The sequence below is a fragment of the bacterium genome, from assembly GCA_036524115.1.
Taxonomy (GTDB): Bacteria; JAUVQV01; JAUVQV01; order JAUVQV01; family DATDCY01; genus DATDCY01.
Window position 1 is genome coordinate 1 of the sequence record DATDCY010000060.1, and the last position, 12,450, is coordinate 12,450.

The 12,450-nt window shown below is 71.1% G+C and carries 7 protein-coding genes; 2 read left to right on the forward strand and 5 right to left on the reverse strand.

Annotation, left to right across the window (positions count from 1 at the left end; translation table 11 throughout):
* Positions 1–1,205 (reverse strand): hypothetical protein (locus VI078_02865; GenBank protein ID HEY5998224.1); only part of this gene is annotated, 1,205 nt, incomplete at its 3' end.
* 199 nt (positions 1,206–1,404) lie between these two features.
* Complete coding sequence (locus VI078_02870) at positions 1,405–5,268, reverse strand: Ig-like domain-containing protein (GenBank protein HEY5998225.1); 3,864 nt, start codon at positions 5,266–5,268, stop codon at positions 1,405–1,407.
* A gap of 292 nt (positions 5,269–5,560) precedes the next feature.
* On the opposite strand from VI078_02870, the gene VI078_02875 reads away from it, so the two are divergent.
* Complete coding sequence (locus tag VI078_02875) at positions 5,561–6,232, forward strand: hypothetical protein (GenBank protein ID HEY5998226.1); 672 nt, start codon at positions 5,561–5,563, stop codon at positions 6,230–6,232.
* Positions 6,233–6,235: 3 nt separating this feature from the next.
* Entirely contained in the window at positions 6,236–6,544 is a 309-nt protein-coding gene (locus tag VI078_02880; protein ID HEY5998227.1) for a hypothetical protein, read from the forward strand.
* A 158-nt stretch (positions 6,545–6,702) separates the two neighbouring features.
* On the opposite strand, the gene VI078_02885 is transcribed toward VI078_02880, so the two are convergent.
* The 3 genes from VI078_02885 to VI078_02895 all read right to left on the reverse strand — a co-directional run.
* Positions 6,703–7,674: an acetyl-CoA carboxylase carboxyltransferase subunit alpha gene (locus tag VI078_02885; GenBank protein ID HEY5998228.1), complete on the reverse strand. Its 972-nt coding sequence runs from the start codon at positions 7,672–7,674 to the stop codon at positions 6,703–6,705.
* Positions 7,671–11,144 (reverse strand): DNA polymerase III subunit alpha, encoded by a 3,474-nt coding sequence (dnaE, locus tag VI078_02890; protein HEY5998229.1) that lies wholly within the window; start codon positions 11,142–11,144, stop codon positions 7,671–7,673. The genes VI078_02885 and dnaE overlap by 4 nt, the downstream gene beginning before the upstream one ends.
* A gap of 599 nt (positions 11,145–11,743) precedes the next feature.
* Positions 11,744–12,450, reverse strand: a 707-nt coding sequence (locus VI078_02895) for a carboxypeptidase-like regulatory domain-containing protein (protein HEY5998230.1), incomplete at its 5' end; no start/stop codon positions are given.

Here is a 12,450-nt window from a genome sequence, read left to right on the forward strand (position 1 = left end):
CAGCTCAGCGCGACCCCGGCGAGGACCGCCGGCCCGAGTCCCGGCAGGTAGGTGTAGCGGTCGGCTGTCGCCTGCCGGCCGACCTGCACGATGCCGAGGACGGGGGCGAGCGTGAGCAGGTACCAGCCCCAGGTGGCGGGCCAGACGCAGCGGCCCCGGCGCGCGGCGACGAGCGCGTGCGCGGTCAGGCCGAGCGTGAGCGCGGCGGGCAGCAGCGTCCCGGCCGAGAGCCGGAGCAGCCCCTCGGTGTGGGGGTAGAAGGGGACCAGCCGCACGGGCAGCAGCATCCTCCAGAGATAGACGCCCGGGGCCTTCGCGGCGGCGATCGCCCGCGCGGCGGCGGGGATGTCCGCCAGCGTCACCGCCGCCCCGCCGCCGCGCTGCGCGGCGAGCGTCAGCACACCCGCGGCGAGGCCGAGCAGGAGAAACGGCAACTTCTCGACGGCGGCGGCCAGGAAGGGGCGCAGGCCGCGCGCCCTGCGGAAGAGCAGCCAGTCCAGCAGCAGCAGCACGGCGGGCAGGCTCACGGCCATGGGCTTGCTCATCAGCGCCAGGGCGTAGAGACCGAGCGCGGCCAGGTAGCGCGGGTCGCGCAGCGCCGGCGCCGCGCGGCCGGCCCGGCCCGCGGCAACGTACGCGGTGTAGGCGAGCAGGGCCAGCAGGAAGAAGAGCGCGCAGAGCAGGTCTTTGCGTTCCGAGACCCAGGCCACGGACTCGACCCGCAGCGGGTGCAACCCGAAGAGCAGCCCGGCGCACACGGCCGCCGGCAGCGCCGGGACCGCGCCGGCCGCCCGCGCCGGCGCGCCGGCCTCGCCAGCCGCACAGAAGCCGGCGAGACGCACGACCAGGACGACCACGAGGAAGGCGTTTGCCGCGTGGAACAACAGGCTCGTCAGGTGGTGGCCGGCCGGGTTCAGGCCCCAGATGGCGACGTCCGCGGCGTGCGAGAGCCACGTCACGGGGTGCCAGTTGGCGGCGTGGAAGCCGAGGAACGCGTGGCGCAGGAGGGTCGCGTCGAAGCGGCGGACAAACGGGTTGTTGTAGACGTAGATGTCGTCGTCCCAGTCGACGAACGCGCTGCCGAGCGTGGGGAGATAAACCAGGAGGGAGGCCAGCGCGACCAGAGACGCCGCAAGCAGCGTGCGCCGGCCGCCGCGGAGGCCGTCCGGCCGGCGTCCCCGGGTTTCCTCTGTAGGCGTGCTCACCTTGTCGTGCGGGGACGCCGCGCACGCGTCCGGATCCGCCCGGCGAATCTACAGGGGCGGCGCGCGGCCTGTCAACGCGCGCGGTCCGCCAGCCGTTTGTTCCGGCGCGCCGCGACGGCGGCTTCCCCGACCGCGGGGGGAGGGCCGGGGTGAAGCAGGGGCGGCCGCGAACCACGTCGCGGCCGCCCCCGGATGCAGCCTACCTGGTCGCGATCGCCGTGCCGGTGCCGGTGCCCGTGGCGCCCAGGTCGTCGGTCACGGTCAGGGTGACGGTGTACACGCCGACCTTCCTGTAGCGCTTCGTCACGGTCATCCCGGTCGCCGTGGTGCCGTCCCCGAAGTCCCATGAGTAGGACACGATCGTCCCGTCGACGTCGAACGAGGGCGCGCCGCTGAAGGTCACCGTCGCGTTCGTCTTGAACGTCTGCGAGTCCGGGCTGACGTCGGCCACGGGGGCGTCGTTGACCGCGGTGACCTCGATGGTGACCGTGGCCGCCGCGGACGAAGCCTGGCCGTCGCTCGCCCGGTAGGTGAAGAAGTCCGGACCGTTGTAGTCCGCCGCCGGCGTGTAGACGAAGGCGCCGGAAGCATCCAGGACCACAGTCCCGTGTGCCGGACCGGCGACGAGGACCGCGCTCAGCGCGTCGCCGTCGATGTCCGCATCGTTGCCGAGCAGTCCGGGCGCGGGGACGACCAGGGCGGTGTCCTCCGCCGTCGTGTATGCGTCGTCGGCGGCGGCCGGCGGATCGTTCACGGGCGTCACTATGATCGACACGTACCCCGGAACCGAGGTCAGCTGGCCGTCGTTGGCCGTAAAGGTGAAACTGTCCGGACCGTGGTAGTTCGCAAAAGGCGTGTACGTCAGGTTCGGCGCCTCGCCGCTGAGCGTCCCGTGCGCCGGCGCCTGCGCCACGGCGTACGTCAGCGCATCCCCTTCGACGTCCGCCGCCTGCAGCGTCACGGCAACGGCGGTGTCCTCGGCAGTCATCACACCCTGACCGATCGGCAGCGGCGGATCGTTCACGGGCGTCACCGTGATCGCCACCGTCGCCGCCGCGGACGAAGCCTGCCCGTCGCTGACCGTGAAGGTGAAGCTGTCCGGGCCGTTGTAGTTTGCGGCCGGCGCGTACGTCAGGTTCGGCGCCGCACCGCTGAGCGTCCCGTGCGCCGGCTGCTGAGCAACCGCGTACGTCAGGGCGTCGCCGTCCACATCGGAACCCGTCAGCGTCACCGCCACCGAGCCGTCCTCCGCCACGGTCGCCGCCTGCGCGTCCGCGACCGGCGCGTCGTTCACCGGGCGCACCGTGATCGTCACGGTTCCGGGAGCGGAGACGGCGCCGAGGGAGTCAGTCACTGTGTAGGTGAAGGAGTCAGTCCCGTGAAAGTCCGGCGCCGGACGGTAAGAGAAGGCGTCCGCGAAGTCCTGCACCAGGGTCCCGTGCGAGGGGGGCGACGCGACGGTCAGCGTCAGGGGATAGTCCGCCTCGAGGTCCCAGTCGTTCGTGAGCATCACGCCGGAGATCCTGGAAATCGGCGCGTCCTCGTCGACGAAATACGTGTCGTACACCGCGTAGGGCGGGTCGTTGACCGGCGTCACGGTCACCGTCACCGTGGCCGTCGCCTCGGCGCCGTCCATGTCCATGACGGTGTAGGTGAAGCTGTCCGTCCCGAAGAAGTCGGGTGCGGGTGTGTACTCGATCGTCTCGTCGGGCAGCAGGATGGCGTCGCCGTGCTGCGGGAAGCTCGTGCTGAGGACGTGGAACGCGTCCCCGTTGGGGTCGCTGTCGTTGGCCAGGACGGAGATGACGACGACCTGGTCCTCGGCCACGGTCGCCGCATCGTCGAGCGCCAGCGGCGCGGCGTTGGCGTCCCGGGCGGAAGCGGTGTTCGTCGGCGCCGAGAGCAGCTCGTACACCGGCGGCGGGGCCGGGCCGGCGTGCGCCCGCACGCGGTAATAGTACGTGACGTCCCGCATGACGTCGTAGTCGGCCCAGGAGCTCTCGAGGCCGGGGACGATGCCGTACGGCTGGGTATCGTCCGCGCCCGGGAAGCCCGGGTCCGTCGAGCGATAGATGAAGTAGTCCAGCGCCCCGTTGACCGAAGGCGTCCACGTCAGCTCCACGCGGCGCGACGGCGTGGGCACGAACGAGGCAACGAGGTTCGCGGGCGGCTGCGGGGTGTACATCATCCCGCACTCGAAGGCGCCAACGCCAACGCCGGACGCGAGGAACGGCAATCCCGCCCAGCAGGTGGGCGACCCCTCGTCGGGCAGGTAGCTCTGGGGCGGGCCCGGCGCCGCGAACATCGGCATCGCGGCGAAGTTGCCGGACCCGTCGTATGCTTGCCACACCGGCCAGAAGGGGAAGTCATTGTTCAGGAGGAGGATCCTTTCCGGCGGCGTGTACTGATCCACGGGAGCGGGGCCGAGGAAGATCGAGTTCACCGCGGTCAGGAATCCGTCCGGCATCAGGAGCACCATCCGGTAGGTCGAATCGAGCGTGCACTGCGCCACGAGCCCGGTGCCGATGATCAGCGGCTGATCAGGCGCCTCGTCCCGCACCAGCACCGAGGCGGTGACGACGTCGCCGGTGTCCATCTCGATCGTGCCGTTGCGGATCGTGAAGCCGGAGAGCGTGTTGCCGGGACCGCCGTACCCGAGACGGATCTGCGGCACGGGCCACGATGGAGCCGAGAAGTCGAGGATGCAGCCGTTGGCATCCTGCCCCTTGATCGTGACCCCAACCTTCCCGGCGAGGTCGAGCCGCTCGGTGTAGACCCCCGGCGCCACGTGAATGCTCGTCGCGAAGGAGGCGGCGTCGATCGCGGCCTGGATCGTCGGGAAATCCTGGGGTACCCGGACCACGTACCCCTGCGTCGTGGTCTCGCCGATCGGGTCGCTGGGCGCCGAGACCATGCCGTCGCTCAGCCTGACCGAAACCACGCGGTAGACGTGGGGCGTCTCGGGCGCGAGCCCGAAGTCGGAGAAATACGTCGAATAGGTCGGCATCGGCGTGACCTTGACGCCGTCGCGATAGACGTCCCAGGCGAGGCCCGGCGGCGTGCCCGGCGGCAGATCCCAGGCGATGGTGATGGAATCCGCGGAAACGCCCTGCGGGTGCAGGTTCACCGGCGCCGGGGGCAGGTCGACGCCGCGGATGAAGACGGACGGCGTGAACGGATTGAGCAGGGGCTGGGGATCGAGTTCGATGCGGAAGTGGCCCCCTTCCGGGCCAAAATCCGGCGGCGGGTTGGGCCAGAGGACGGAAGCGACGGCCTCCCCCTCCGGTGCGACGGGAGCGAAGCTCAGCGGGCCGACCGGCATCGGGTAACCGCCCTCCGGCACCCAGCTGACGAAACCGCTCGCGTTGTACGCGAAGTCATTCCCGCGGTTGCGCACGGTCACGGCAATCTCCAGGTCCCCGCGCGCGTCGACGCTGAAGTGCACGCTGTTCGTGCTGCTGGGGACAAAGAGGCTGCTGCCGATCGCGGGCGGATACCCCGTGTGGCAGGAACCGCAGAGCGGAACGGTGTTCTCGAAATCGCCCACCCGCAGGAACTTGGAACGACCGCCGACCGGGTAGGAGGGGATGTGCGGGTCGTGGCAGGTGGAGCAGACCATGCCACCCAAGGTGCCGTCCTGCCAGGGGTACCCCAGTGAATCGAACAGCGGCAGGACCGACGCAGGCGACTGGGGAAGCAGCGGCGGGGTCGAGGGTGGCGTCCCGTCGAAGTACGGGAACACGTCGTTCGGGTGAGTGAAGCCGCCGCCGACATGCGGGGCGCCGTGACAGTTGGTGCAGGCGCTCGTCAGCGGCGAGTCGGGGCCGCCGATACGCGCGAGGAAGTACGGCGGATACGGCGGCAAACTGGGATCCTGCTCGTGGATCAACGTGTCGTGGCAATCCATGCAGACGACTTCCATCGGCGGATAATATGCAGTGCCGTGCCCCTGACCCTGCCCCGGGGCCGAGAGCTGCGCCTGCGCCTGGGTCTCGGGCAGCGCGTGGCACTTGACGCAGCTGACGTAGAACTGCGCCGCCGCCTGCTGCACGACGGCGAGCATGAGAAGCCCTGTCAATAATGCGACCACGCCTCTGGAAAGTCTCATCGTCCCCCCCCCAAGAAGAGAATCCGACCACCCGGCGTTGCGACGGCTCCGGAGCCCGCAGAACACAGGCCCGGCGATTTAGTTGGTGTACCACGTTTCTCGGGAGCGTGCAACCATGGATGCGGTACCGTTCCGAAGGAGTCCTGCCCGTCACCCGCATCGTCCCCCGGTCGCCCCCCCCCGGGGTCGTTGACAGGCTCCGCGCCCTGGCCTACAGTCCGGGGCGGCAAGCCGGGAGGAGACGCTGATGCAATTCGTTCGCACAAGAACCGTTGCCGCCGCGCTCGTGGCGTTCCTCGACGTCGCGCTTCCGGTCGGGGTGCGCGCGGCAGGAACGGGACCGGCGCCGGCAGGCGCGCCACCGGCCGCGACAGCGGCCCCGGCCCCCGCCCCCGCCAGCCCCCCCGCCTGGGGCCTGCTCGTCCGCGGCGGCTGGTTCGGCGTCCCCGACAGCGTGGCGGGCGCGATCTTCGAGCAGAACCCGGCCATCAAGGGGTGGACCGCCGGCGCCGAGGTGCGCTACTACGGCAAGGAGGGGCCGCGCGGCGTCACCAGCTACGGCCTCGCGTTCGATCACGGGTACGCCTCCGCCGACGGGATCTGGCAGGCGGACAAGTCGGACGAGCCCCTCCAGGGAAGCGGCCACGCGACGCTCGACACGGTGACGCTCACCGCGTACTGGGACATCCTGCCCTCGTGGGTGCTCCATCCCTACTTCGGCCTGGGCCTCGGGGTCACGCGCATCGACGGCCAGTACAAGGACGAGGAGGGCACGACGATCACGGCGCGCGGCTGGATCCCGGCGCTGCACGTGCCCGTGGGGCTCTCCCTCGGGCTGGGCGAGCGCGCGCGGGTCGCGGCCGAGGCGCGCTTCATCGACGGCTTCGCCGCCGGCGGGGCCCTCGAACTGCGGTTCTAGCCGGTGGTCCGCAAGGTCGCGCGGAACGTCCTGGCGGCCGTTCTGCTGCTCGTCGGCATCGCGGGGCTGTTCCTCCCCTTCATCCAGGGGATCGCGATGATCGTGCTGGCCATCGTCGTCGCCGATTTCGAGGCCAAGGAGCACCTGCTCGAGCGCTACCGCCACACCTGGGTCGGCGGGCACCTCTGGCGGCACCACGAGAAGCGCAAGGCGAAGGCGGCCGCGCCGGCGCCACTCGTGCCGCAGGACCTCGTGCCGGAGTCGGCGCCGCCCCAGCCTCCGAGGGGCGAGGCTGCCTCCGAGGAAAGGTAGCCCGGATCGGCTGAGAGGGCTCTTTCCGCCCCTGCCGCGTTGTTCCTCGCGTTGCTTGTGCGGCGGGCACGAGCCCGCCTCCGCGCACGCTCCTCACTGCCTTGCAGGGACGAAAACATCCACTCCCATCCGATTCGGGCAGCGCGTTCCTGTGTTGTTCAGGACTTGCCTTCGCTGAACTTCCCCATCGCCAGGAACTTCTCCTCGCGGAGACGGACCAACTCCTCCCGCGGGATGCCCTCGAGCGCCGCCAGGTTGCGCCGCAACGCCCGGCGCAGGAGGTTCGCGGCCCAGGCGTGGTTGCGGTGGGCGCCGCCGAGGGGCTCGCGGACGATCTCGTCGATGAGCCCGAAGCCCAGCGCGTCGCGGGCGCCGTAGCGCAGCGTCTCGGCGGCCTCGGGGGCGCGGGAGCGATCGTCGCGCCAGAGGATCGCGGCGCAGGCCTCCGGCGAGATCACGGAGTAGATCGCGTGCTGGAGCATGAGCACGCGGTTGCCCACGCCGATCGCCAGCGCCCCGCCGCTGCCGCCCTCGCCGATCACGGTCGCGATCACCGGGACGCCAAGCTGCGTCATCTCCTGGATGGCGCGCGCGATCGCCTCGGACTGCCCGCGCTCCTCGGCGCCGATCCCGGGATAGGCGCCCGGGGTGTCGATGAACGTCAGCACCGGCTTGCCGAACTTGTCCGCCAGCCGCAGCGCCCGCAGCGCCTTGCGGTAGCCCTCGGGGTTCGGCATGCCGAAGTTGCGCTGGATGTTCTCCTTGACGTTGCGCCCCTTCTGGTGCCCGATCGCCACCACGGAGCGCCCCTCGAAGCGCGCGAGCAGCGTCACGATCGACTGGTCGTCCCCGAACGCCCGGTCGCCGCGGATCTCGATCGCGTCCTCGAACATGTGGCGCGCGAAGTCCAGGAAGTACGGCCGCGCCGGGTGGCGCGCGATCTGGGTGCGCTGCCAGGGCGTGAGCTTCGAGAAGACGTCGTGGCGCATCCTGCGGACCTTGCGCCGCGCCTTCGAGACCTCCTGCAGCGACACGAACCGCCCGACGGCCTCCGCAAACAGCGCCTCGAGCTTCGCCTCGGCCTCGAGCAGCGGCCGCTCGAAATCCAGTCCTCCGTGCGTCTTGGTCATCGCAGGTTCACCGCGTCCTTTCCGAGCAGTTCCTCCAGTTCCGACACCAGCTCCGGCGCCGGCCTCACGAGGCTGCCCCCGCCGGCGCGCAGCACCGCCTCGCTGTGCTGCGGCGTGATCAGGTGCACGAACAGCGGCACGCTCCCCCGGTGGCGCCGCACGAGGCGGCCGAGCGCGTCGAGCGTGGCGCGCTCGAGCCCCGGGGTGAGCAGCCGCAGGTGCACCGACCGCACGAGCCGCTCGCGCGCCTGCGCGATCGGCAGCACCTCGTCGGCGAGGATCTTGACCACGGGCTTCGCCCCCTCGCGCCCCCCCGGGGCCTCGCTGACGTTGGCCTTGCCGATGACGACCACGGCGGCGTCCGGCACCACGAGCTGGGCGCAGGTCTTCCAGAGCTTGGAGAAGATCGTGACCTCGAAGCTGCCGTCGAGGTCCTCGAGGGTGACGAACGCCATCGGGTCGCCCTTGCGATCGTTGTAGTTCTTGACCGCCGTCACCAGCCCGCCGACGCGCACCTCGGCGCCCTCGGCCAGCTCGCCGAAGCTGCGGCTCGGGGTGGTGAGCTTCGCCAGCTCGCGGGCGAACTCCGCCAGCGGGTGGCCGGTCACGAAGAACCCGAGCGCCTCCTTCTCGCCGGCGAGCAGCTGGCGCTCGGGCCACTCCGGCACCTCGGGGAGCCTCGGCTCCATCACCGGCTGCGGCGCCGCGGCGAAGAGGCTGATCTGCCCGTCGGTGCGGTCGCGCTGCGCCCCGGCCGCGGCCTCGGTCGCCACGTCCAGCGCCTCCCAGAGCTGCGCGCGGCGGGCGCCGAGCGAATCGAACGCGCCGCACTTGACGAGGCTCTCGAGCACACGCCGGTTGACGCGGCGCAGGTCGATGCGCGCGCAGAAATCGAAGAGCGAGACGAACGGCCCGCCGGCGCGCGCCGCGACGATCGACTCGATCGCCCCCTCGCCGACGTTCTTGACCGCCGCCAGCCCGAAGCGGATCCCCCCGGGCACGACGGTGAAGCTGCGCTCGCTCTGGTTGACGTCCGGGGGGAGCACCGTTATGCCCATCTCGCGGCACTCGGCGATGTACTGGACGATCTTGTCGGTGTCCGCCACTTCGCTCGTCAGCAGCGCCGCCAGGTACTCGCGCGGGTGGTGCGTCTTGAGCCAGGCGGTCTGGTAGGCGACGAAGGCGTAGGCCGCGCTGTGCGACTTGTTGAAGCCGTAGCCGGCGAAGTGCTCGATCTCGTTGAAGATCTCCTCGGCGAGCGCGGCGGGGACCTTGTGCTTGGCCGCGGCGCCGGCGACGAACTTCTCCTTCTGCTGCGCCATGACCTCGACCTTCTTCTTCCCCATCGCCTTGCGCAGGTCGTCGGCCTCGGCCGGCGTGAAGCCGGCGAGCACGGTGGCGATCTGCATGACCTGCTCCTGGTAGACGGGGATGCCGTAGGTCGCCTCGAGCGTCTCGCGCAGCACCGGGTGGCGGTACTGGACCTTCTGCTTGCCGCTGCGCCGCTCGAGATAGAGCGTGACGTTGCCGGCCTCCAGCGCGCCGGGCCGGTAGAGGGCGTTGAGCGCGATCAGGTCGTCGAGCTTGTCCGGGCGCATCCTGACGACCGTGTCGCGCATCCCCGAGGACTCGAACTGGAAGATGCCGGCGGTGCGCCCGCTCGCCAGCAGCTGGTAGGTCGCCGGGTCGTCGAGCGGGATGTCGGCGATGTCGAAGGGCTTCTCGCCCGGCGGCTGGCCCGCGCGGATGAGGCGCACCGCGTCCTGGATGACGGTCAGCGTGATCAGTCCGAGGAAGTCGAACTTGACGAGGCCGATCGCCTCGATCCCGCCCATGTCGAACTGGGTGAGCCGCACGTCCTTCTTCTGGTCCTTGAACAGCGGCACCAGGTTCTCGAGCGGCTCGGGCGAGATGAGCACCCCGGAGGCGTGCGTCGACGCGTGGCGGTTGAGCCCCTCGAGCGACTCGGCGATCTCGAGCAGGCGCGCGACCTGCGGGTCGTTGTCGCGCAGCTCGGCGAGGCGCGGCTCCTCCTCGAGCGCCCGCTTGAGCGTCATCTTGGCGTCCGCCGGGACGAGCTTGGAGATCTTGTCGACCTCCCCGTACTGCATGCCGAGCACGCGGCCGACGTCGCGGATCACCGCCTTGGCCTTGAGCTTCCCGAAGGTGACGATCTGCGCGACCCGGTCCTCGCCGTACTTCTTGCGCACGTAGTCGATGACCTCGTCGCGGCGGTTCTGCTCGAAGTCCACGTCGATGTCGGGCATGCTCTTGCGGCCGGGGTCGAGGAAGCGCTCGAAGAGCAGGCCGTACTTGAGCGGGTCCAGGTCGGTGATCCCCAGCGCCCACGCCGCGAGGCTGCCCGCCGCCGAGCCGCGCCCGGGGCCGACCGGGATGCCGCTGGCCTTGGCGTAGTGCACGAAGTCGGCGACCGCCAGGAAGTAGCTCGGGAAGTCCATCTTCTCGATGACCCCCAGCTCGTAGGCCAGGCGCTCCTCGTAGGCGCCGCGGGCCGCCGCGTCGGCGCCGGGGCCGAGGCGCCCCGCGAGCCCTTCGGCGGCCAGGTGCCGCAGCTGGGTCGCCGGCGTCTCGCCCGGCGGGACCTCGACCGCCGGGAAGCGGAACTCGCCGAGCTTCAGTCCGACGTTGCAGCGCTCGGCGATCTCGATCGTCGCCCGCAGCGCCTCGGGGGCCCCGGCGAAGAGCCGCGCCATCTCCTCGGGGGTGCGGAAGTAGAGCTGGTCGGTGCCGATGCGCATCCGGTCCTGGTCCTGCAGGGTCTTGCCGGAGTTGATGCACAGCAGAACCTCGTGGACCGGCGCGTCCTCCTGCCGCAGGTAGTGGCAGTCGTTGGTCGCGACGGTGGCGATGCCGAGCCGGCGCCCGAGCTCCGCGAGCCCGGCGTTGGCGCGCTCCTGCTCCGCCAGGCCGTTGGCCTGCAGCTCCAGGTAGAAGTTGCCGTCGCCGAAGATCTCGCGCAGCTCCAGCGCGGCCTTCTCCGCGCCCGCCGCGTCCCCGCGCAGGATCTTCTGGGCGACCTCGCCCTTGAGGCAGCCCGAGAGGGCGATGACGCCGGCGGCGTGCCCGCGCAGGAAGGCCTTGTCGACGCGCGGCTTGTAGTAGAAGCCCTCGAGGTTGGCGGCCGAGGTCAGCCGCACGAGGTTGCGGTAGCCGGTCTCGTCGCGGGCGAGCAGCGTCAGGTGGTTGGCGGCGTCGGCGGCCCCGCCGGAGCGCTCGCGCATGTTCCCCGGCGCGATGTAGGCCTCGACGCCGAGGATCGGCTTGAGGCCGGCCTTCATGGCGTGGGAGTAGAAGTCGACGACGCCGTGCATCTGGCCGTGGTCGGTGATGGCGACGGCGGGCATGCGCAGCTCGGCGGCGCGCGCGACGAGCCTCTCGACGAAGATCATGCCGTCGAGCAGGCTGTACTGGGTGTGCACGTGCAGATGCACGAAGTCGGCGTGCTTCAAGAACGCAACTCCTTACGTGCGGTTCACATGTCGTCTCGTGGCGGGGATGATAGGCGCGGGGGCGGGCACTGTCAAAGCGGGTCCAACGCACCGCGCACGACCCGTGACCGGGCACCGGCCCGGGGGCGCCTGTTCACTTCCGTCTCGCCCTGCGGCCCTCAGCCGGCGAGAGCACTCATCAGCTGCTCGACTGTCAATGCGCCGGCCACACTCAGCGGACACTGCAAGCGGCCGGCGCATTATGACCGTTCACAGGCGCCCCCGGGCCGGTGCCCTGTGCTCGGGCCGGCACGGGCTCAAGCGGGGGCGGGGCGGTGACGGGCGGACGCATGGTGGAGCGCGAGGCCCCCCAGAAAATGGGGACAGATTTATTTTTTGTGGCAGCCGTGCGGAGCAACGGGGGGACGTCCTGGAAAAATAAATCTGTCCCCATTTTCTGCATTTTCTGGAGCGCGTAACGTCGCGGCCGCCCGGCACCGCCCCGCCCCCGCGCGCACCTGCATTGCAGAAGGTGCCCAAAGGGAAGGGGCGCCCCCCGGGTCGGAGCCCGCACTGGCGCCGAGACCGTGCCAGCCCGGGTACTCCGACGGACAACGCTGCTAGGGCGCCTGCCCGAACGGACGCAGGACGATGTCGATGTTGTCGACGAAGGCGCCGTCGGGCACCGCCACGGCGTGGTCCGGCGTCCCCTCGTAGAAGCCGAAGGGCTCGCCCGGCGCGGGCTTGTCGCGGATGTGCGCGCGGGCGCCGACCCGGTAGCGGCCGCCCGCCGGCAGGTAGATGACGTAGCGGCCGTCGGCGGCGGTCATCGCCGAGGTGAAGTCGGGGACGCGGCGCATGTCCTCGCCCGCGTAGGCGATGGCGAAGACCCAGCCGACCGGCGCCCCGGACGCGTCCGTGATCCTGCCGCGGATGCCGGTCGCCGTCGGGCCGCGCGGGCCGCCGCGCGAGAACATCAGGTCGCGCATCTCCTCGAGCTCCAGGTCGACGACCGTGAAGGCGTCCACGGCCACGGTCGCCGGGTTGCCGGCGAAGATCCGCTGGAGGTCGCCGGGGACGAGCGGGCCCGCGTCGCTCCCCGACGCGCGCTTGCGGGCGACGAGCCAGTAGCTGCCCTCGACGAGGTCGATGAGGTATGAGCCGTCGCGGCCGGACGGCGCGCTCGCGAAGTCCGCGGGGCCGAGGAAATTCGCGCTCTGGCGGCGGTAGGCGTAGACCGTCGCCCCCGCCAGCGGCCGGCCGCCGTACGTCAGCGTCCCGCGCACGCCCTGCGTGGGGGCGGGGGGCGCGGACGGCGCCGGCCCCG